Below are 19,524 nucleotides of genomic sequence, written 5' to 3' on the forward strand. Positions count from 1 at the left end.
CGGGAGCCACGTGCCCATGAAACTTCGTCATGCCCTCATGCTCGGCTTGGGAGGGGCGGCGATCGCCGCCCTCCTGATCGAGCCGTCCCTCGCGCAGACCCCGACACCGGAAGCCGCCTCGCCGCCGCCCTCGCCGATCCCCAACAAGGGTGACACGGCCTGGATGATGATCTCGTCGGCCCTGGTGCTGATGATGAGCATCCCCGGCCTCGCGCTGTTCTACGGCGGCCTCGTGCGCACCAAGAACATGCTGTCGGTGCTGACCCAGGTGTTCGCGATCGTGTCGATCGTCGGCCTGCTCTGGGTGTTCTACGGCTACAGCCTCGCCTTCACGAGCGGCGGCGGCCTCAACGACTTCGTCGGCGGCTTCTCGAAGGCGTTCCTGAAGGGCGTCGACGCGAACTCGACGGTCGCGACCTTCTCGAACGGCGTCGTGATCCCGGAATACGCCTATCTGTGCTTCCAGATGACGTTCGCCATGATCACGCCCGCGCTGATCGTCGGCGCCTTCGCCGAGCGGATGAAGTTCTCCGCGCTGGTGGTGTTCACGATCCTCTGGGTCACGATCATCTACTTCCCGATGGCCCACATGGTCTGGTACTGGGCCGGCCCGGACGCCGTCGGCAACGCCGCCAAGGCTCTGGCCGCCGCCACCGACGACGCCTCGAAGGCGACCGCCCAGGCGGCCCTCGACGCGGTCAACAAGGATGCCGGCTTCCTCTTCCAGAAGGGCGCCCTCGACTTCGCCGGCGGCACCGTGGTCCACATCAACGCGGGCATCGCCGGCTTCGTCGGCTGCCTGATCATGGGCAAGCGCATCGGCTACGGCCGTGACCTGCTCGCCCCGCACTCCCTGACCATGACGATGATCGGCGCCTCGCTGCTGTGGGTCGGCTGGTTCGGCTTCAACGCCGGCTCGAACCTCGAGTCCAACGGCACCGCCGCGCTCGCGATGCTCAACACCTTCGTGGCGACCTGCGGCGCCGCGGTGGCGTGGCTGTTCGCCGAGTGGGCGCTCAAGGGCAAGCCGTCCCTGCTCGGCATGCTGTCGGGCGCGGTCGCCGGCCTCGTCGCGGTCACCCCGGCCTCCGGCTTCGCCGGCCCGATGGGCTCGATCGTGCTGGGCCTCGTCGCCGGCGTGGTCTGCTTCGTGATGTGCTCCACCGTGAAGAACGCGCTGGGCTACGACGACTCGCTGGACGTCTTCGGCGTCCACTGCATCGGCGGCATCCTGGGCGCGCTGGCGACCGGCATCCTGGTCGACCCGAACCTCGGCGGCGTCGGCATCCCCGACTACACCTCGAAGCCGGGCGAGCTGGCCGTCGGTGCCTACGACATGATGAGCCAGCTCATCGTCCAGGCCGAGGCGGTCGGCCTGACCCTGCTGTGGTCGGGTATCGGCTCGGCGATCCTCTACAAGCTCGTCGACGTGACGATCGGCCTGCGCGTCACGCAGGAGGAGGAGCGCGAGGGTCTCGACATCGCCGATCACGGCGAGCGCGCCTACAACTACTGAGACTGACGGCGCGGCCCTGCTGGGCCGCGTCTCCCGAACGAGAAAACCCCGGCTCCGCGAGGGCCGGGGTTTTCTTTTGCGTCAGGCCGTCTCGCTTCGCCCCGCTCGCGAAGACGATGCGGGGTGGCGATCGGGCATCGACCCCGAAGCGCTCACGCCGCCCGCGTCAGCGCCGCCTTCTCCTCCGCGAAGGCCCAGTCGAGCCAGGGCGTCAGCGCTTCCAGATCCGAGGTCTCCACGGTGGCGCCGCACCAGATCCGCAGGCCCGCCGGGGCGTCGCGGTAGGCGCCGATGTCGAGGGCGACGCCCTCGCGGTCGAGGCGCTCGACGATCCCCGCCGCGAAGGCCGAGACCGCCGCGTCGCCGCGGGCGAGCACGTCCGGATCGGCGATCACGAGGCAGACGCCCGTGTTCGAGTAGGTCGCGGGATCGGCGGCCAGCGGCGCGATCCAGGGCGTGCGCGCGACCCAGTCGTAGACGACCTTCGCGTTGGCGTCGGCCCGCGCGTGCAGCGCATTCAGGCCGCCGATCCGCTCGGCCCAGTCCAGGGTGTCGAGGTAGTCCTCGACGGCCAGCATCGAGGGCGTGTTGATCGTGTCGCCCTTGAAGATGCCCTCGATCAGCTTCCCCTCCTTGGTGAGGCGGAAGATCTTCGGCAGGGGCCAGGACGGCGTGTGGCTCTCCAGCCGCGCCACGGCGCGGGGCGAGAGGATCAGCATGCCGTGCGCCGCCTCGCCGCCCATCACCTTCTGCCACGAGAAGGTCACGACATCGAGCTTGTCCCAGGGCAGGGGTTGGGCGAAGGCCGCCGAGGTCGCGTCGCAGATCGTCAGCCCCGCGCGGTCGGCCGCGATCCAGTCGCCGTCCGGCACCTTCACGCCGGCCGCGGTGCCGTTCCAGGTGAAGACCACGTCGCTGTTCTTCGTGTCGATCGCCGCGAGGTCCGGCAGGATCCCGTAGGGCGTCTGGTGGATGCGCGGCGCGATCTTGAGCTGCTTCAGCGCGTCCGTCACCCACTCCTTGCCGAACGCCTCCCAGGCGGCGACCTCGACGGGCTTCGGCCCGAGCATCGTCCACATCGCCATCTCGACGGCGCCGGTGTCGGAGGCCGGCACGATGCCGATCCGGTACTCGGCCGGCACCTGCAGCACCGCGCGCGTCAGGTCGATGGCCCGGCCGAGCTTGGCCTTGCCGAGGGGCGAGCGGTGCGACCGGCCGAGCGCGGCGTCGGCCAGGGCGGCCGGGGTCCAGCCGGGGCGCTTCGCGCAGGGACCGGAGGAGAAATGGGGCACGCGCGGGCGCTGCGTGGGGCGGCTGGTCATGGCGGATCCATCCTTGCAGAGGGCCGCGCTCCCGCGGGGAGGCGCGTCCCGACTCGCGCATGCGCCGAAACCGGCCGGCTTGCAAGCGCCCGTCCCACCGGCAGTCTTCGCGGCGCTGCCCCCGGTCGGGACAGGGGCCCGGGCGGCGGGGAACAGTCGATTAATCCGGGCCCGTTAGCCTTAATGAGGTGCCGCGTTGCGTTTGAGGTGCGCCGATGTCTTTCCACAGCGCCGCGATATTGGCGGTCTGGTCCGTTCTACTCTTGGTTATTGGGGCCTTAATACCCCGCATCGTGCTGGCGAGCCGGACACCGCGCGTCGTGCCGCGGCCGCTGCAGCTCGACCCGCTGGATTACGACCGCGACGGCCCGGTGATCGACCTCGAGCCGGCCTGACCGGCCACAGACCCGTGGCGCAGATCGGGGCGGCGCTCGGCGGTGATCCGCTCGGCCTCCGCCCGCCGCCAGCGGGCGATGGCGGCGTGGTTGCCGCTGGACAGGACGTCCGGGATCGCGCGGCCCTCCCAGTCGCGGGGGCGCGTGTAGTGCGGGTACTCGAGGAGCCCGCCCTCGAAGCTCTCCTCGACGCCGGATTCCATCTTGCCCATCACGCCGGGCAGGAGCCGCACGCACGCATCCAGCACCACCAGGGCGGCGATCTCGCCGCCGGACAGCACGTAGTCGCCGATCGAGACCTCCTCCAGGCCGCGCCCGGCGATCACGCGCTCGTCGACGCCCTCGAAGCGGCCGCAGACGATCAGCGCGCCCGGTCCCGCCGCGAGGTCGCGCACGCGCGCCTGGGTGAGCGGCCGGCCGCGGGGCGACATGAGCAGGCGCGGGCGCGGGTCGTCGGCCCCGGTCGCGGCGTCCACGACCGCGGCGTCGATGGCGGCTGCGAGCACGTCGCAGCGCAGGACCATCCCGGCCCCGCCGCCGGCCGGCGTGTCGTCGACCGAGCGGTGGCGGCCGAGGCCGTGCTCGCGGATGTTGCGGGCCTCCAGGGTCCAGTCGCCCCGCGCCAGGGCGTCGCCCGACAGGGAGAGGCCCAGCGGGCCCGGGAACATCTCCGGGTAGAGGGTGAGGATCGTGGCCCGCCAGGGCGTGTCCGCGCGCGTCATGGCGCTTGATGGCGCGCGGGGTGCGGCACGGTCAACGGGCCCGGCACCGCGGACGCGCCCCGCGGGTTGTCGGCCATGATCCGCGCCCTCGCCCTCCTCGCCGTCGCCGCCCCTGCCGCCCTGGCCGGCCCGGCCCGCGCCGCCGAGCCCCTGGCGCCCCCGGGCGCGCCCGCCGCCGCCTTCCCCAGGCCCGACCGGCCCGTGGCCGAGATCGTCGCGCCGCGCTGGTCCTCGGAGGCCGAGCGCGACAGGGCCGGCGAGTTCGAGCAGGTCGCCACGGGGATGGGCATCGCCCCCGGCGAGACGGTGGCGGATATCGGCGCCGGCAGCGGCTACTACGCGGTGCGGCTGAGCCCCCGGGTCGGGCCGCGGGGCCGCGTGCTCGCCGAGGACGTGACACCGTCCTACCTGGCGGCCCTGGAGACACGGGTGCGGCCGCTCGGGAACGTCACGGTCGTGCGCGGCGAGCCGCACGACCCGCGCCTGCCCCCGGCCTCGGTGGACGCGGCGATCCTCGTCCACATGTACCACGAGATCACCCAGCCCTTCGGCCTGCTCCACAACCTCGCCGCCGCGATGCGCCCGGGCGGCCGGGTCGGGATCGTCGACGCCGACGCGATCCCGTCGCGGCACGGCACGCCGCCGGCGCTCCTGCGCTGCGAGCTCGCCGCCGCGGGCTACCGGGAAACCGGCTTCCGGCCGCTCGCGGACGGGGCCTACCTGGCGGTGTTCGCCGCCCCTGCCCCGGAGGCGCGCCCGAGGCCGGAGACGATCCGGCCCTGCCGCGACGACGCGACGGCGCGGTAGCGGCGTCTCAGGAGCGCCAGCGCAGCTCGCGGCGCTCCAGCGGGTTGACGAACGGGCGCCCGTCGCGGGCCGATTCCAGGGCCTCGCGCTTCAGCCGGAAATACCATTGCGAGGGCAGGTCGCCCTGGCCGAACAGCACCATGGTGGGCTTGCGGTCGAGCCCGTCCTGCGCGTGCTGGAGCACCTGCTGGTCCTGGGTCAGGAACTGCCGCATCAGCGGGCGCGCGACCGGCTTGAGCAGGTTCAGCGCCGGCATGCTCCAGTAGAGCGCGTTGGTGAGCAGGGTCCGGTCCGGCGTCAGCGGCGTCGCGAAGGTGTAGTTCGCCACCCGCTTCCCCCCCGCGCGGATGCGCTCCAGCCGCACGCCGGGCAGGCGGAACTCGATCTCGACCTCGGGGATGCCGCCGAGCAGGCGGTAGACCGGCGAACTCGTCGTGGTCGCGTGGCTCGTCATCACGAAGCCGTGGGGCACCGGCTGGAAGGTCTTCACCTTCTCGCGGAGCTGCTTCGAGGGCCGGAACCACCACGAATCGTGGACGAAGGCGACGTGCCCGGGATCGACGAGGCTCAGCGTCGTCAGGTCGAAGGAGGCCTCGACCTCCAACTCGACCACGAGGGAGCCGGCGGGCTCGAAGTCCAGCGCCGGCACCTCCGGCACCGCGCCCGCGGCGGGGCCGAGATGCGGGTTGACCCACAGGAAGCCGGCGCTCTCCCGCACGGGGAAGCGCTGCACCTGGATGCGCGAGAAGTCGGCCGCGTCGTGCTCCGACAGGGTCGGGACGTCGCGGCAGCGCCCGTCGGTGCCGAAGCGCCAGCCGTGGAACGGGCACATCAGGGTGTCGCCGTCGAAGCGGCCCTTCGACAGGGCCATGCCACGGTGGGGGCAGCGGTCGCGCAGCGCGAAGGGCGTGCCGTCGGGGGCGCGGCCCAGCACGATCTGCTCGCCGTTCAGCGCCACGGCCCGCAGGGCCGATCGGCCGCCCGCCCTGCCGAGGCTCCGGGACTGCCCGACGCAGTACCACGCGTTGCCGAGCGGCTGGCGCATCGCGTCGGGATCGAGCGCGGCCTCGTCGGCGGGGCGCGGCGGGTTGGCGAAGGGCGCGTTCAAGGCGGTTCGGGCAGACCTCGGGACGCCCGTCATACGCCCGGCCGCCGGGGCGGGGAAGCGCCGGCCCCTGGGAGAGCCCGGTCCGGCGCGGCGCCGGTTCGGCACCGATCTGGGGAGGACAAACGGGCGCAGGCGCGGGGCTTCACAAGCCGGGTGCGGCCACCTACCTTCGCTTCATCCGCAACCAACGAAAGGAGGTGATCCAGTGTCTCATTGTCATCAGCCGTGTGTCTCGGCTCATCGGACCTGGACCGTCGCCTCCGGCGCGTCGCTCTAAGACGCGCTAGAGACCCGATCTCGGGACAGTTCCGCCGGACGACACGGTTCGGCAATGGAAGGGCCACCCTCTCGGGTGGCCCTTCGGCGTTTCAGGGTCCGGGTGCGCGCTCAGCGCCGCTGTGACTGGAACAGCGGTTGGGCCAGCGCCTCGGTCCGGGCGCGCCACAGGTCGCGCTCCTCGCGCAGGGCGTCGCGCTCGCCCGCCAGGGTCAGACGCTCGGCCCGCAGGGCGTCCCGCTCCGCGATCGCCCGGTCGCGCTCGGCGCGCAGCTCCTCGCGCTCGGCCCGGAAGCGCTCCCGCTCGCCGCGGAACTCCTCGCGCTCGATGCGGACGTCCTCCTGCTCGGCCCGGAGATCCTCCAGGGAGCCGATCTCGTCGCGGATATGCTCGCGCAGGGTCCGGATCTCGTCGGCCAGGATGGCCTGCAGCTCGTCCTGGCGCTCGGCCTCGACGCGCAGCTTGGCCTTCAGCATCAGGTTCTCGGCCATCAGCTCGGCGATGTCGGGATCCTCGGCCGCGACCCGCGGGGCCTCGTGGGTCGCGACGACGCGGGGCGACCACGCCGTCTCGCCGCCGCGGGCCCGCTTCGCCTCGGGCGGGGCCTCCGCCGGCCGCGCCTCGCCGCGGGTCTCGACCGGCGCCTGGGCCTTCATCGCCGTCAGCCAGTCGCGGAGCGGACCGGTCGCGGGAAAGCTGCCGGGCTCGGTCGGCGAGTGAGAGCGGGCGGGTTCCGACATCGGCGGGCGTCCTGAGCGAATATGGGCTGAAGACAATCCCAACATGCTTAACGATCGGTAAAAGTTAACGCGGTTCGTTCCGCCCGTCCCGGCGCCGGAGCGAACCGCGGTGGCCCGGACCGGGCGCGAAAATTGACTTTCCGGTCGGCTGCCGCTACGCCCCGGCCTCCCGATCCGTTGCAGATCGACCGATGCCAAGCCGACCGGTCCCGTGAGGCCGGAGGTCAACGCCCGACAGCGCGTCCGCGCCCTCGGGCGCGATGGGCGTTGGCCGATATGCGAGGACGGGATCCGCCGGCCGAGGCACCCGCATGACGCGAGATCAAGAAGCGTTGAAGATCGAGGACGCGATCAACGAGACCTGCCCGTGGTCGGGCAAGCCGATCTCGGCCGACTCGCTGACGCTCTACAACGGCGCCGTGGTGGGCTTCTGCAACCCGGAGTGCCGGGACAAATTCGCGAGCGCCCTGCGCAGCTTCGAGGCCGCCCTCCAGGCGCGCCGCGTCGAGCGCGCCGGGCTCGAGCAGTAACGGCGGGGCGTCAGGATCATGTTCGAAGGCCTGTCCGACCGCCTCTCCGGCATCCTCTCGGGACTCACCCGTCGCGGTGCCCTGACCGAGGCCGACGTCACCGCCGCCATGCGCGAGGTGCGCCGCGCCCTGCTGGAGGCCGACGTCGCCCTCGAGGTGGTCCGCGGCTTCACCGACCGGGTGAAGGAGAAGGCCGTCGGCGCCGTCGTGCTCAAGTCGGTGACGCCCGGCCAGATGGTCGTGAAGATCGTCAACGACGAGCTCGTGGCGATGCTCGGCACCGACGCCGAGACCGTCGATCTCAACGCCCCCGCCCCGGTGCCGATCCTGATGGTCGGCCTGCAGGGCTCGGGCAAGACCACGACCACCGCCAAGATCGCCCGGCGCCTCTCCGACCGCGAGAAGCGCAAGGTGCTGCTCGCCTCCCTCGACACGCGCCGCCCGGCCGCCATGGAGCAGCTCGCGGTGCTGGCCAAGCAGGTCGGCGTGGAGAGCCTGCCGATCGTCGCCGGCCAGTCTGCGGTGCAGATCGCCAAGCGCGCCATGGACGCCGCCCGTCTCGGCGGGTTCGACGTGGTGATGCTCGACACCGCCGGCCGCACCACGGTGGACGAGGGCCTGATGGCCGAGGCCGCCGAGGTGAAGGCCGCGACGAAGCCCCACGAGGTGCTGCTCGTCGCCGACGCGCTCACCGGCCAGGACGCGGTCAACACCGCCCGCGCCTTCGACCAGCGCCTCGGCGTCACCGGCATCGTCCTGACCCGGATGGACGGCGATTCCCGCGGCGGCGCGGCTCTGTCGATGCGCGCCGTCACCGGCAAGCCGATCAAGCTCGTCGGCGTCGGCGAGAAGGTCGACGCGCTGGAGGAGTTCCACCCGGCCCGCGTCGCCAACCGCATCCTCGGCATGGGCGACATCGTCTCGCTCGTCGAGAAGGCCGCCGAGACCATCGACCACGAGCAGGCGCTCCGCACCGCGGAGAAGATGCGCAAGGGCAAGTTCGATCTCGAAGACCTGTCCATGCAGCTCGCCCAGATGGAGAAGATGGGCGGCATCGGCGGCCTGATGGGCATGCTGCCCGGGATGGGCCAGATCAAGAAGCAGGTCGAGGGCGCCAACCTCGACGAGAAGATGTTCAAGCGCCAGCGGGCGATCATCTCGTCGATGACCCCGCAGGAGCGCAAGAACCCCGACCTCCTCAAGAACAGCCGCAAGAAGCGCATCGCGGCGGGCTCGGGGGTCGACGTCTCGGAGATCAACAAGCTCCTGAAGATGCACCGGACCATGGCCGACATGATGAAGGCGATGGGCCAGGGCAAGCGCGGGATCGGGCAGGCGCTCGGCTCGATGTTCGGGCTCGGCGGTGGCGGGATGGGCGGTGGAATGCCCGGCCTCCCGCCCGGCATGCCGGAGCCGACGCCGGAGCAGATCGCGCAGCTCGAGAAGCAGTTCGGCGGCAAGCTGCCGCCGATGCCGCCGGGCCTGGGCGGGGGCGGGATGCCCAAGCTTCCCGGACTTCCGGGCCTCGGCGGCCCGAAGCTGCCGGGTCTCGGTGGGTTCATGCCGGGGAAGAAGAAATGAGCGTGCTCGCGGCCCAGGCCGTCGATCCCGAACTCGCGCGCCTGCGGGACAGCATCGACAATTTCGATGCGGCGCTGATCCACCTCCTCGCCGAGCGTTTCCGCTGCACGCAGCGGGTCGGCGAGCTCAAGGCCCGAAAGGGGATCCCCCCTTCCGATCCGGACCGGGAGGCCCGTCAGGTCGCCCGGCTCCGCAAGCTCGCGGTCGAGGCCAAGCTCGACCCCGACTTCGCCGAGAAGTTTCTGGCCTTCGTGGTCAAGGAAGTCATTCGGCACCACCAGTCGATCAAGGCGGACCACGAGTCCCAGATCGAGCAACAGCGAAAGTAGTCAGACCATGGCCCTCAAGATCCGTCTCACCCGCGGCGGCGCCAAGAAGCGCCCCTACTACCGCATCGTCGTCGCCGACGCCCGCGCCCCGCGCGACGGCCGCTTCATCGACAAGGTCGGCGCCTACGACCCGATGAAGGCCAAGGACGATCCGGCCCGCATCGTGCTCGACAACGAGAAGATCCAGAGCTGGCTCGCCAAGGGTGCGCAGCCGACCGACCGCGTCCTGCGCTTCCTCGACCAAGCCGGCCTCGCCAAGCGTCCGGCCCGCAACAACCCGCAGAAGGCGGAGCCGGGCGAGAAGGCCAAGGAGCGCGCCGCCAAGCGCGCCGAGAAGGCCGCCGCCCCCGCCGAGGACGCCGCCGCTTAAGGCGCACCGGTCATGGCGCGCCGCCCCGCAGGTCCCACCTCCCGCGACGGCGGCCGCCGAGGCCGCACGAGCTCGGCGATCGGCAAGATCGCGCCCGACGCGGCGACCTCGCCCAAGGCACCGGCCCCCAGGCCGGCGCCGCCGCCCGCGCCGCCCGATCCCAACCTCGTCCTGCTGGGCGAGTTCGGGCGGGCGCACGGCCTCACCGGCGAGGTCCGGCTCAAGTCCTACACCGGCGATCCGCAGGCGATCGCCGGCTACGGAGCGCTCCTGACGTCCGACGGCCGGACGCTGGCGCTCGCCGACGTGCGTCCCGCCCCCGGCTCGTCGCCCGACATGCTGATCGCCCGGGTGAAGGGTGTCTCGGGCCGCAGCGCCGCGGAGGCGCTCAACCGCGTAGCCCTGTTCGTTCCCCGCGACCGTCTGGCCGCGCCCGAGGACGACGACGAGGTCTACGCCGCCGACCTGATCGGCGCCGCGGCGGTGGACGAGGCCGGAACCCTCGTCGGGACGATCGTGGCCGTGCCGAATTACGGCGGCGGCGATCTCCTGGAGCTGCGACCGCCGAACGGCGGCGCCACCGCGCTCCTGCCCTTCACCAAGGCCTTCGTGCCGGTCCTCGACGTGGCGCAGCGCCGCGTCACCGTGGCCGCGCCGGAGGATCTGTTCGCGGCACCGGGCGAGAAGCCCGCCGACGATCCGGGCTAGGGCTCGAGCGCCGGTCCGCGGGCCGGGGGCGCGTCCGGGATCCGGGCGCCGTCCCGGCCGCGGCCGCCGCCCTCAGTGCCCCCCGGCCGGCGCCCCACCGCCGAGCTTGACGCTCTTCAGGCTCAGGGCCAGCGGGACCGCGCAGGCGGCGACGAGGCCGAGCACCCAGAACACGTCGATATAGGCCCAGTAGGCCACCTGGGTGCTGAGCACGCTCCCGATCCACGCCGTCGCCTGGTTCTGGGCCTCGACACCGGCGTAGCCGTGCTCGGAGAAGTACTGCGTCGCCTGCCGCATGGTCTCCTGGTAGGCCGGCGAGGCCGGGTTGACGCTCTCCACCAGGCGGCTCTGATGGAACTGGCTCCGGTAGGCCAGGATGTTCTGGGCGAGCGAGACACCCATCGAGCCGCCGACGTTGCGGGCGACGTTGATCAGCGCCGAGGCCTGATCGGTCTGGTCCTTGCGGATCCCCTCGTACGAGGCCGAGGTGATCGACAGGAACACCATCGGCAGGCCGATGCCGATATAGACCCGCGACCACGCGAAGAACGCGAAGGTCGTGCTGCCGTCGATCCGCGTCAGGTCGTACATGCCGAGCGCCACGATCGTCATGCCGGTGGCGATCAGCCATTTCGGCTGGACGTAGGACGAGATCCGGCCGGTGAGGAACATCATCACCACCGTGACGATGCCGCCCGGGCCGAGGACGAGGCCCGACAGGGTGGCGGTGTAGCCGTAATATTCCTGCGTGATCTGCGGGATGAACTGCGTGGTGGCGATCAGGATCGCCCCGGTGAACATCATCACCAGGAAGCACGAGCCGAACTGGCGATTGCCGATCAGGCGGAGGTCGACGACCGGGTTCTCGCGGGTCAGCAGCCACGGGATCATGGCGATGAACGAGACCACCATCAGCACGCCGGAGACGTTCATCAGCGTCGAGGTGCCGAACCAGTCCTTCCGCTGGCCCTCGTCGAGGATCACCTCCAGCGAGCCGAGGAACAGGGCGACCAGCACGAAGCCGACGATGTCGAAGCGGATGCCCTTGCGGACCAGGGCGCGGCGCTCCTTCTTGGCCGCGTCGCTGTCCTCGATCAGCCAGTACATCAGCCCGAGGGCGATCACGCCCACCGGCCCGTTGATCAGGAAGCACCAGTGCCAGGAAGCGTTGTCGGAGAGCCAGCCGCCGAGCGTCGGGCCGATCACCGGCGCCACCACGATGGCGACCCCGTAGAGCGCGAAGGCCTGGCCGCGCTTCGCCGGCGGGAAGGAATCGGCCAGGATCGACTGCGCGAGCGGCGCCATGCCGCCGCCGCCGAGCCCCTGCATCACCCGGAACAGCAGCAGGGATTCCAGGCTCCAGGCGAAGCCGCACAGGATCGACGAGGCGGTGAACAGCGCCACCGACCACATGAAGAAGGCCTTGCGGCCGTAGCGCTTGGCCAGGAAGCTCGACGCGGTCAGGGTGATCGCGTTGGCGACGAGGTAGCTCGTCACCACCCAGGCCGCCTCGTCGGGGCCGACCGCGAGCCCGCCCGAGATGTAGCGCAGGGCCACGTTGGCGATGGTGGTGTCGAGCACCTCCATGAAGGTCGCCAGCGCCACCACGCCCGCGATCAGCCACGGATTGTGGCCGCCCGGGGCCTTGCCGGACGCGGCCTTGCTTCCTCTCGCCTGCCCCGCACCCGGCTTGCGTCCGGGCGCGGCCGCGCTCGCCTGGCCGGCCACGGCGCTCACCGCACCGTGACGGTCGGGACGATCGACATGCCCGGGCCGATCGACACGTCCGTCGGCCAGTTCTTGACCACGATCTTGACCGGGATGCGCTGGGTCACCTTCACGTAGTTGCCGGTGGCGTTCTGTGCCGGCAGCAGGCTGAAGGCCGTGCCCGAGCCCGGCTGCACCGAGGCCACGGTGCCCTGGATCTTGCGGCCGGGATAGGCGTCGATCTCGATGTCGACCGGCTGGCCCGGCCGCATGTCGGTGATCTGCGTCTCCTTGAAGTTCGCCGTCACCCAGATGTCGTCGGGCACGAACATCGCCAGGGTCTGGCCGGCCTGCGCGAGCTGGCCGACGCCGCCGGTGAGCCGCACGATGCGGCCGCCCTGCACGGCGCGCACCGTCGTGTAGCCGAGGTTCAGCTCGGCCTGCTCGACCTGCGCCCGGTCGCGGCCGAGCTGCGCCTGGGTCGAGGCCTTCTGGGCCTGGAGCGAGCCGACCTGCTTCTGCGCGGCGACCACGCTGGCATTGGCGCTCTGCACGGCCGCCTGCCGCTGCTGCAGCGTCGAGGTCGCCGACTGCGACTGCTGGACCGAGCCGGAGCCGCGCTCGGCGAGGTCCTTGTAGCGGGCCGCGTCCTCCTGGGCGAATTTCAGCGCCGCCTCGGCGGTGGCGACCTGCGCCTTGGACACGTCGATGTTGGCGTACTGCGCCTGGATCTGCGCGTCGATGTTCTTGATGCCGGCCTCGTCGGCGGCGACCTGCGCCTTCGCCTGGTCGAGGGCGATGTCGTAGTCGCGCTGGAAGACCTGGAACAGGATCTGGCCGGCCTCGACGTGCTGGTTGTCGGTGACCGGCACGTCCACCAGGTAGCCGCCGACCTTCGGCTGGATCGAGATGCTGCGCGCGTCGACGAAGGCGTCGTCGGTGCTCTCGTAGGGATGCATGTAGAGCAGCCAGTAGAAGAACACCCCGACGCAGAGCGCGACGACCGCGAGGCCGCCGAGCAGGAACGCGACGGGGTGGCGCCGCAGGACGCTGGGGCGCCGCGCGCCGTCGTCGTCATCCTCGGCGTCGTCTCCCGCCTGCCCGTCCTGCGCCTCGGGCGCGTCGTCGGCCCCCTCCGTGCCGGGCTTGCGCGCGGCCTCGCGATCGGCCGCGCGATCGGCGGCCGGCTCGGTGCGGCCGAGATCGAGCACGTCGCGTTCGCGCGCGACGGCCGGGCCGTCGGCCGGCCGCGGGCGCGCCTCGTCCTCGGAGAGGTGCCGCTGATCGTCAAACATGGGAAGTCGTCGCCCGATGGGCCGGCCACCCGGGGGTGACCGGGCTTGTCGCATCGCCCGCCTCAGGCAGCAAAAGCCGGCCGCAGGCTCAAGGTTCCACGCGCAGATCGGCCCGTCTAGGAACGCATGCCGCACTGCGGCGTTCTGCGCCCGGAACCTTCGCGGTTCTCGGCCTCAAGGCCCAGGAGTTCGCCATGACCAGCAGCCCATCCCCGACACCGAACAGCCCCGGATCCGGCCCCGCGACGACGCCCTCCGGCATCCCGCTCGTCGGCGTGGCGCGCCTCGACGCCATGAGCGCGGCGCTGGCGCGGAACTGGTGGCTCGTCGCCCTGCGCGGCGTCATCGCGATCCTGTTCGGGGCGGTCGCGTTCATCGCCCCGGGCGCCTTCGTGCTCTCGCTGGTCCTGTTCTTCGCCGCCTACATGCTCGTCGACGGCATCTTCGCCGTCGTCGGCGCGGTCCGGGCCGCGCAGCGCCACGAGCGCTGGGGCTTCCTGCTGCTCGAGGGCCTCGTCGACATCGTCGTGGGCGTCGCGGCGGTGCTGGTGCCGGCCGCGGCCGTCTGGGCGTTCGTCCTGCTGCTCGCCGCATGGGCGCTGGTCACCGGCGGCCTGATGATCGCCGCGGCCTTCCGCCTGCACCTCCATTACGGGCGCTGGTGGCTCGTCCTGGGCGGGGTCGTGTCGATCCTGTTCGGCCTCGCGCTGCTCATCAACCCGGGCATGTCGGCCCTGGTGCTGACGTGGTGGATCGGCTCCTACACCTTCGCCTTCGGCATCCTCCTGCTGATCCTGGCCTTCAAGCTGCGCGCCCAGCACGGGGCCGTCGGTCCGGGAGCGCCGCTCGGCCGGTGAGCCGGCCCCGGCCGGACCGGACCCCGTGGCCCGATCCACACGGTCGCGGCGCGATCGACGCAGCGCCCGTCCCGCGACCCCGCACCGGCGGGACACCGGGACGGATGCGGCTTAGAAGGCTCGGTCGGCCGGATCGACCGGTCCCGGAACACGCACCACGATGACGCCCGACGCGCCGGAACGCGCCCCGGCCGACGGGCCGAAACCGCCGAAGCCGGATCCCGCCGCCGACGCTCCGGACCCGCGGCTCGCCGCCCGGGAGGCTGGGCGCGCCGCGCGCGACCTCGCGCGCCATCTCCGGACCCTCCTCGCCGCGGCCGGACTCGGCCTCGCGCGGACCGGCCGGGCCCTGTCGGCCCGCGCGGCGGAGCGCGCGGCGCGAGCGCGGGCCGATCTCCCGCCCGCCGCCGAGACGGGCGCGCGCGTCCGGACTCGGCGACGTCGCCCGATCCTCGGCCGCCGGCACCCGGCCGTGATCGCCGCCGCCCTGGTGGTCCTGCTGCCGGCGCTGGCGCTGGCGATCTACCTGTTCGCCGCCTTCGTGAGCCTGCCGCCGCTGGGCGGCGCTGTGGTCGAGACCGGCCAGCGGGCGATCACCGTCGAGGCCGACGACGGCCGGGTCTTCGCCACACGCGGCAGCTTCCGGGGCCAGAAGCTCACCGCGGCCGACCTGCCGCCGCACCTCGCCCAGGCGATCGTGGCGATCGAGGACCGCCGCTTCTACAGTCACTGGGGCATCGACCTGCGCGGCCTCGCCCGGGCGACGTGGCGCAATCTCCGCGGCGGCGGCGTGCGCGAGGGCGGCTCGACCATCACGCAGCAATACGTGCGCCTGACCTCCCTCAACCAGGAGAAGACGCTCTGGCGGAAGGTGCAGGAGGCCTTCCTGGCGCTGCGGGTCGAATCGACGATGAGCAAGGACGCGATCCTGCTCGGCTACCTCGACTCCGCGTATTTCGGCGCCGGCGCCTACGGGGCGGACGCGGCGGCGCGGCGCTACTTCGGCAAGCCCGCCAAGGCGCTGAACCTGCCGGAATCGGCGATGCTGGCCGGTCTGGTGCGGGCGCCCTCGCAGCTCGCCCCGACCCGCAACCTCGGGGGCGCCAAGGAGCGCGCCGACGTGGTGCTCCAGGCCATGGTCGAGACCGGCGCGATCTCGCAGGCCGAGGCCGACGCTGCGCGCAAGCAGAGCGTGACCCTGAAATCGCCCCCCGAGGCGCCGCCCGGCACCAACTACTTCCTCGACATGATCGCGGGCGACGTGAAGCGCCTCGCCGGCACCGACGGCGACATGACGGTGCGCTCGACCCTCAACCTCGACCTGCAGAGCCTCGCCGAGGGCGTCGTGGCCCGCCGCCTCGACAAGGACGGCGCCCGCCGCAAGGTCGGCCAGGCCGCCATGGTGGTGCTGTCGAAGGAGGGCGCGATCCTCGCCATGGTCGGCGGCCGCGACTACGAGGACAGCCAGTTCAACCGCGCCGTCCAGGCCAAGCGCCAGCCCGGTTCCCTGTTCAAGCTCCTCGCCTACCTGACGGCCTACGAGAAGGGCTACACGCCGGAATCCGTGATGGTCGACCGCCCGATCCAGATTGGCGACTGGCAGCCCGAGAACGACGACGGCCGCTACCGGGGGGCCGTGCCCCTGCGGACCGCCTTCGCGCTCTCGATCAACACCGTGGCGGCCCAGCTCGGGCAGGATGTCGGCATCCCGGCGGTGATCGCCACCGCCCGCAAGCTCGGGATCCAGTCCGACCTGCCCAACGTGCCGAGCCTCGTCCTCGGCTCGGGCGCCGTGAGCCTCCTGGAGATGACCCGCGCCTACGGCTCGGTCCTGTCCGGGCGCACCCCGCTCCAGACCTACGGCATCCAGGCGATCCGCGGGGCCGCGCCGCAGCCGCTCTACGTCCGCACCGACGCGGCCCCGGGGCCGATGCTGGCGCAGGAACCGCGCACGATGATGCTCGACTCGCTGCAGGCGGTGGTGGAATCCGGCACCGGCCGCGCCGCGCGGGTGCCCGGCCAGATCATCGGCGGCAAGACCGGCACGAGCCAGGATTTCCGCGACGCGTGGTTCGTCGGCATGACCCCCGACCTCGTGGTCGGGATCTGGGTCGGCAACGACGACGACAGTCCGATGAACCGCATGTTCGGCGGCGAGATGCCGGCCGGGATCTTCCACGACTTCGTCCAGCGCGCCGCCGAGAAGCTCGCGAAGGGCAGGGCCCGCCCCTCGGCGGAGCGGGCCGAGCCGGCCCGGGCGACGGCACCCGCACCCGAGCCGGCCGCGGTTGGCGAGGTCCGCGGCGTGCCGGAGGTGATCGACACCGGCACCCTCAACCTGCGCGGGCGAGTCGTGCGCCTCCTCGGCGTGGTCGGCGAGCGCGGCCACCTCGCCCGCCAGCTCGCCAGCTACCTGCGCCGTCGCGAGGTCGTCTGCAGCGGCCTGTCCGACGGGGCCACGGCCCGCTGCCGCATCGAGGGCGACGACCTCGCCGGGCTGATCCTGGCGGCGGGCGGCGCCCGCGCCTCGGAGGACGCCCCACCGGACCTCCTGGGCGCGGAGGAGCAGGCCCGGGCCGAGCGGGTCGGCCTGTGGGGCCGGTGACGCCCTAGCCCGCCCCGAGCTTCGCCAGAGTCCGCGGGTCGGGGACGCCGTCGAAGTAGCGCGCGAGCGCGTCGGCGAAGACCGGCTCCCCCGGCACGGCGCGGGCGAACAGCGTCATGCTGGAGCGGAACTTCAGATCGTCGGGCGAGCCGAAGATCGCGTGTGCCGAGCGCCCGGCGACGGCGTTGACGGCCGCCGTGCAGGCGCGCAGGCGCGCGCCGAGCACCGGGTGCGCCGCGTAGGCCTCGGCCTCCGCGAGCGACCCGATGGCGTAGCGCTGCGCCATCGGGCTCGCGCCGAGCCCGGCGATCTGCGGGAAGACGAACCACATCCAGTGGCTGCGCTTGTCCCCGGCCTGCAATTCCGCCAGGGCGCGCGGGTAGACGCCCTCCTGCGCGGCGACGAAACGGCCGAGTTCGTAGGTGTCGGTCATACGCGGCTCCGATGCCCTTGCCTCGCCGGGTCAACCGCGCGGCGCCGGCCGCGGATGCACACGCGAAGGCACGCGCGAACGCGGGCGCGGATCCGGGTCGCCGCAGACGCCGCGTCGGGATTGGTGTAAGCGCCGCCCATGCTCGGAACGCTCGTCGCCTACATGGTCGCGAACCCGGCGATGAGCCACGCGCTGACGGCGATCCCCGAGACCGCCGGAATGGCGGCCGCGCTGATCCTGCTGCGCAGCCCCCGCCCGGAAGGCGTCGCGGCGCTCGTGGTCTCGACCTACTATTACGGCCGCGAGGCCGGGCAGCGGGAGCACGACATCAAGCATGCGGGCTGGGACGCCGTGCAGGCGCATCTCGGCGCCGAGTTCCTGTACGGCTGGTCGCTGCCGAACCTGCAGCAATGGGTGGCGCCGACCTGCGCCGCCTGGGCGGTGGCCGCGGCGATCTACCTGGTCCGGTCGCGGGCGGCGCGGGCGGTGCCCCCTCGGCCGCCGGGGCGCGGGCGGCCCTGATGGGCAGCCCGGCCGCACCCGCCGCGCGATCGCGCGCGGCGCCGGGTGCCCGGCTCAGGCGCGGGTGAACGGCCCGTCCGCTGGCCCGATCTCGCTGCGGTCCCCGAGAAGCCGCCGCCCCGAGGCGATGATCTGGACCGTCTCGCGGCTGCTGCACTGGCGCCGCGCCAGGGCCTCCAGGTCGCGCAGGTAGTCGATCACCGGGCTGCGCTGCTTGTCGGCGCGGCCGATCACCGGCTCGACCTTCGCGGTCACCAGACCGCCGACCGTGTCCCAGAACTCCGCCGGGCGGGTCGCGGCGTCGCCCATCGCAGGCTCGTGCATCGCTGATCTCCTCTGGCCTCGCCGCCGCTCTTGTCGAGCGTTTCGGCCGCCGGCGCATTAGCTCATGTTGAAGACGATCCTCCGGATCGCCGGGCTCGCGGCATCGTCATCCGCGCGCCGGGCGGTCCGACGGGACGGCATCCGGTGGCGCGGCCCGCAACGGACAGCGCCGCCGCGCGTGTCTCGGATGGACAGCAGGGAGCCCGTATGCCCGCCGACAACGTCCCGACCCAAGATGGCCGCGCGCCGGAGCCCGCCCGGACGGGCGCGTCCCCGGCCGGGGAGAGCCGCCTCCGCTCGATCGCCAAGGCCATGAGCTGGCGCGTCGTCGGGAGCCTCGACACGCTGCTGCTGTCCTATCTGTTCACCGGAAGCGTGCTGGTCGCCGGCTCGATCGCCTCGACCGAGACCGTGACCAAGACCGTGCTGTACTACCTCCACGAGCGTGGCTGGGGCCTGATTCCCCTTGGTCGCGCCTGAATGCCGTCGGGGGATGGCGATGCCCGCGATCCCCGCCCCGCCGCCCGCCGGCGCGACACCCTCGAGAGCCCGGACCGGAGAGAGCCGCATGCCGCAGATCACCGTCGGAGGACTCGGCCTCCGCTACCACCTTGAGGGTCCCGAGGACGCTCCGGTCGTCGCCTTCTCGAACTCGCTGGGGGCGACCCTTGAAATGTGGGACGCGCTCCTGCCGGCGCTCGCGGGACGCTACCGGACGCTGCGCTACGACACCCGCGGCCACGGCGGATCGGACACGCGCGACCGGCCCACGGCGATCGCGGATCTGGCCGGGGACCTCGCGGGCCTGCTGGACGCCCTCGGCATCGGCCGGGCCCATCTGGTCGGCCTGTCGCTCGGCGGGATGACCGTGCAGGCGCTGGCGAGCGCCGATCCCGGACGGGCGCTCAGTGCCACCCTGATGGCGACGGCGGCCTTCCTGCCGAGCCAGCAGAGCTGGGATGAGCGGGCCGCGACCGTGCGCGCCCAGGGAACGTCGGCCGTGGTCGAGGCGACGCTGGGGCGCTGGTTCACGCCGGGCTTCGCGGCGCGCGACCCCGAGGCGGTCCGGGCTGTCCGCGAGCGATTCCTGGCCTGCGATCCGGCCGGTTACGCGGTCTGCTGCGGGGCGATCGGACGCATGGATCTCCGTCCGGCGCTCGGAGCCATCACCGCGCCGACCCTGGTCATCGCCGGCCGCGACGATCCCTCGACACCTCCGGCCATGGCCGAGGAGATCTGCGGCGGCATCGCCCAGGCCGAGCTCGTCGTGCTGCCCCGCGCGGCGCACCTGCTGGCCGTCGAGCGCGCGGGCGCGGTCGGCGCCTACCTGCGCGCCTTCCTCGACCGCGCCGCGCCGGGCGCGTAGCCGGGCCGCC

At 72.6% G+C, this 19,524-nt stretch carries 20 protein-coding genes; 12 read left to right on the plus strand and 8 right to left on the minus strand.

Going from position 1 to position 19,524, the window contains the following annotated elements:
* The first annotated feature begins 16 nt into the window (after positions 1–16).
* Positions 17–1,516, plus strand: coding sequence for an ammonium transporter (locus ME121_RS07005; RefSeq protein ID WP_024829209.1), 1,500 nt, complete (start codon positions 17–19; stop codon positions 1,514–1,516).
* Positions 1,517–1,668: 152 nt separating this feature from the next.
* Here ME121_RS07005 and ME121_RS07010 read toward each other — a convergent pair whose 3' ends face one another.
* Together ME121_RS07010 and trmD are read right to left on the minus strand one after the other, a co-directional pair.
* Positions 1,669–2,838 (minus strand): phosphoserine transaminase, encoded by a 1,170-nt coding sequence (locus tag ME121_RS07010; protein WP_059408574.1) that lies wholly within the window; start codon positions 2,836–2,838, stop codon positions 1,669–1,671.
* A gap of 352 nt (positions 2,839–3,190) precedes the next feature.
* Positions 3,191–3,955, minus strand: a complete 765-nt coding sequence (gene trmD, locus ME121_RS07020) for a tRNA (guanosine(37)-N1)-methyltransferase TrmD (RefSeq protein WP_059408575.1) — start codon at positions 3,953–3,955, stop codon at positions 3,191–3,193.
* A gap of 75 nt (positions 3,956–4,030) precedes the next feature.
* On the opposite strand from trmD, the gene ME121_RS07025 reads away from it, so the two are divergent.
* On the plus strand, positions 4,031–4,762 hold the full coding sequence (locus ME121_RS07025) for a class I SAM-dependent methyltransferase (RefSeq protein ID WP_012320559.1): 732 nt from the start codon (positions 4,031–4,033) through the stop codon (positions 4,760–4,762).
* 7 nt (positions 4,763–4,769) lie between these two features.
* On the opposite strand, the gene ME121_RS07030 is transcribed toward ME121_RS07025, so the two are convergent.
* Positions 4,770–5,807, minus strand: a complete 1,038-nt coding sequence (locus ME121_RS07030; RefSeq protein WP_408902620.1) for an aromatic ring-hydroxylating oxygenase subunit alpha — start codon at positions 5,805–5,807, stop codon at positions 4,770–4,772.
* Positions 5,808–6,257: 450 nt separating this feature from the next.
* Positions 6,258–6,887, minus strand: a complete 630-nt coding sequence (locus tag ME121_RS07035) for a hypothetical protein (protein ID WP_012320557.1) — start codon at positions 6,885–6,887, stop codon at positions 6,258–6,260.
* 311 nt (positions 6,888–7,198) lie between these two features.
* Here ME121_RS07035 and ME121_RS07040 point away from each other — a divergent pair, with 311 nt between their 5' ends.
* Genes ME121_RS07040 through rimM form a run of 5 tightly spaced genes read left to right on the plus strand, consistent with a single transcriptional unit; the run spans position 7,199 to position 10,405 of the window.
* Positions 7,199–7,417: a glutathione S-transferase gene (locus ME121_RS07040; protein WP_012320556.1), complete on the plus strand. Its 219-nt coding sequence runs from the start codon at positions 7,199–7,201 to the stop codon at positions 7,415–7,417.
* Positions 7,418–7,435: 18 nt separating this feature from the next.
* Positions 7,436–8,998, plus strand: coding sequence for a signal recognition particle protein (gene ffh / locus ME121_RS07045; RefSeq protein ID WP_024829213.1), 1,563 nt, complete (start codon positions 7,436–7,438; stop codon positions 8,996–8,998).
* The gene (locus ME121_RS07050) at positions 8,995–9,327 is read left to right on the plus strand and encodes a chorismate mutase (RefSeq protein WP_012320554.1); all 333 of its coding nucleotides are present in this window, start codon (positions 8,995–8,997) and stop codon (positions 9,325–9,327) included. Before ffh ends, ME121_RS07050 begins: the two co-directional genes overlap by 4 nt.
* A gap of 7 nt (positions 9,328–9,334) precedes the next feature.
* On the plus strand, positions 9,335–9,697 hold the full coding sequence (gene rpsP / locus ME121_RS07055) for a 30S ribosomal protein S16 (protein ID WP_012320553.1): 363 nt from the start codon (positions 9,335–9,337) through the stop codon (positions 9,695–9,697).
* A 12-nt stretch (positions 9,698–9,709) separates the two neighbouring features.
* Positions 9,710–10,405 (plus strand): ribosome maturation factor RimM, encoded by a 696-nt coding sequence (gene rimM, locus ME121_RS07060; protein ID WP_059408577.1) that lies wholly within the window; start codon positions 9,710–9,712, stop codon positions 10,403–10,405.
* A 72-nt stretch (positions 10,406–10,477) separates the two neighbouring features.
* Here rimM and ME121_RS07065 read toward each other — a convergent pair whose 3' ends face one another.
* Positions 10,478–12,142, minus strand: coding sequence for a DHA2 family efflux MFS transporter permease subunit (locus ME121_RS07065; RefSeq protein WP_012320551.1), 1,665 nt, complete (start codon positions 12,140–12,142; stop codon positions 10,478–10,480).
* Complete coding sequence (locus ME121_RS07070; RefSeq protein ID WP_029361078.1) at positions 12,139–13,407, minus strand: HlyD family secretion protein; 1,269 nt, start codon at positions 13,405–13,407, stop codon at positions 12,139–12,141. The genes ME121_RS07065 and ME121_RS07070 overlap by 4 nt, the downstream gene beginning before the upstream one ends.
* 194 nt (positions 13,408–13,601) lie before the next feature.
* Between ME121_RS07070 and ME121_RS07075 the strand changes: the two genes are divergently transcribed.
* On the plus strand, positions 13,602–14,264 hold the full coding sequence (locus tag ME121_RS07075) for an HdeD family acid-resistance protein (protein ID WP_024829216.1): 663 nt from the start codon (positions 13,602–13,604) through the stop codon (positions 14,262–14,264).
* Between the two features lie 160 nt (positions 14,265–14,424).
* Positions 14,425–16,869, plus strand: a complete 2,445-nt coding sequence (locus ME121_RS07080; protein WP_059408578.1) for a PBP1A family penicillin-binding protein — start codon at positions 14,425–14,427, stop codon at positions 16,867–16,869.
* Positions 16,870–16,873: 4 nt separating this feature from the next.
* Here ME121_RS07080 and ME121_RS07085 read toward each other — a convergent pair whose 3' ends face one another.
* Positions 16,874–17,302: a DUF1810 domain-containing protein gene (locus ME121_RS07085; protein ID WP_012320547.1), complete on the minus strand. Its 429-nt coding sequence runs from the start codon at positions 17,300–17,302 to the stop codon at positions 16,874–16,876.
* 138 nt (positions 17,303–17,440) lie between these two features.
* On the opposite strand from ME121_RS07085, the gene ME121_RS07090 reads away from it, so the two are divergent.
* A complete protein-coding gene (locus ME121_RS07090) occupies positions 17,441–17,824 on the plus strand; it encodes a hypothetical protein (protein WP_043074220.1) in 384 nt (127 codons plus the stop codon).
* A 54-nt stretch (positions 17,825–17,878) separates the two neighbouring features.
* Here ME121_RS07090 and ME121_RS07095 read toward each other — a convergent pair whose 3' ends face one another.
* Positions 17,879–18,148, minus strand: coding sequence for a hypothetical protein (locus ME121_RS07095; protein ID WP_012320545.1), 270 nt, complete (start codon positions 18,146–18,148; stop codon positions 17,879–17,881).
* Between the two features lie 207 nt (positions 18,149–18,355).
* On the opposite strand from ME121_RS07095, the gene ME121_RS07100 reads away from it, so the two are divergent.
* Both ME121_RS07100 and pcaD read left to right on the plus strand, forming a co-directional pair.
* The gene (locus tag ME121_RS07100; RefSeq protein ID WP_012320544.1) at positions 18,356–18,628 is read left to right on the plus strand and encodes a DUF2061 domain-containing protein; all 273 of its coding nucleotides are present in this window, start codon (positions 18,356–18,358) and stop codon (positions 18,626–18,628) included.
* Between the two features lie 88 nt (positions 18,629–18,716).
* Positions 18,717–19,514: a 3-oxoadipate enol-lactonase gene (pcaD, locus tag ME121_RS07105; protein WP_043074219.1), complete on the plus strand. Its 798-nt coding sequence runs from the start codon at positions 18,717–18,719 to the stop codon at positions 19,512–19,514.
* Positions 19,515–19,524: the final 10 nt, after the last annotated feature.

The organism is Methylobacterium sp. ME121 (assembly GCF_000974725.1).
GTDB classification, from domain to species: Bacteria; Pseudomonadota; Alphaproteobacteria; order Rhizobiales; family Beijerinckiaceae; genus Methylobacterium; species Methylobacterium radiotolerans.

Coding starts and splice junctions, on each gene's coding strand:
- ME121_RS07070 (WP_029361078.1), bottom strand. CDS start 13,407: ATGTTTGACGATCAGCGGCACCTCTCCGAGGACGAGGCGCGCCCGCGG.
- ME121_RS07040 (WP_012320556.1), top strand. CDS start 7,199: ATGACGCGAGATCAAGAAGCGTTGAAGATCGAGGACGCGATCAACGAG.
- ME121_RS07100 (WP_012320544.1), top strand. CDS start 18,356: ATGCCCGCCGACAACGTCCCGACCCAAGATGGCCGCGCGCCGGAGCCC.
- ME121_RS07010 (WP_059408574.1), bottom strand. CDS start 2,838: ATGACCAGCCGCCCCACGCAGCGCCCGCGCGTGCCCCATTTCTCCTCC.
- ME121_RS07080 (WP_059408578.1), top strand. CDS start 14,425: ATGACGCCCGACGCGCCGGAACGCGCCCCGGCCGACGGGCCGAAACCG.
- pcaD (WP_043074219.1), top strand. CDS start 18,717: ATGCCGCAGATCACCGTCGGAGGACTCGGCCTCCGCTACCACCTTGAG.
- ME121_RS07030 (WP_408902620.1), bottom strand. CDS start 5,807: ATGCGCCAGCCGCTCGGCAACGCGTGGTACTGCGTCGGGCAGTCCCGG.
- ME121_RS07090 (WP_043074220.1), top strand. CDS start 17,441: ATGCTCGGAACGCTCGTCGCCTACATGGTCGCGAACCCGGCGATGAGC.
- ME121_RS07050 (WP_012320554.1), top strand. CDS start 8,995: ATGAGCGTGCTCGCGGCCCAGGCCGTCGATCCCGAACTCGCGCGCCTG.
- ME121_RS07085 (WP_012320547.1), bottom strand. CDS start 17,302: ATGACCGACACCTACGAACTCGGCCGTTTCGTCGCCGCGCAGGAGGGC.
- ME121_RS07075 (WP_024829216.1), top strand. CDS start 13,602: ATGACCAGCAGCCCATCCCCGACACCGAACAGCCCCGGATCCGGCCCC.
- rpsP (WP_012320553.1), top strand. CDS start 9,335: ATGGCCCTCAAGATCCGTCTCACCCGCGGCGGCGCCAAGAAGCGCCCC.
- rimM (WP_059408577.1), top strand. CDS start 9,710: ATGGCGCGCCGCCCCGCAGGTCCCACCTCCCGCGACGGCGGCCGCCGA.
- ME121_RS07005 (WP_024829209.1), top strand. CDS start 17: ATGAAACTTCGTCATGCCCTCATGCTCGGCTTGGGAGGGGCGGCGATC.
- ffh (WP_024829213.1), top strand. CDS start 7,436: ATGTTCGAAGGCCTGTCCGACCGCCTCTCCGGCATCCTCTCGGGACTC.
- ME121_RS07025 (WP_012320559.1), top strand. CDS start 4,031: ATGATCCGCGCCCTCGCCCTCCTCGCCGTCGCCGCCCCTGCCGCCCTG.
- ME121_RS07095 (WP_012320545.1), bottom strand. CDS start 18,148: ATGCACGAGCCTGCGATGGGCGACGCCGCGACCCGCCCGGCGGAGTTC.
- ME121_RS07035 (WP_012320557.1), bottom strand. CDS start 6,887: ATGTCGGAACCCGCCCGCTCTCACTCGCCGACCGAGCCCGGCAGCTTT.
- trmD (WP_059408575.1), bottom strand. CDS start 3,955: ATGACGCGCGCGGACACGCCCTGGCGGGCCACGATCCTCACCCTCTAC.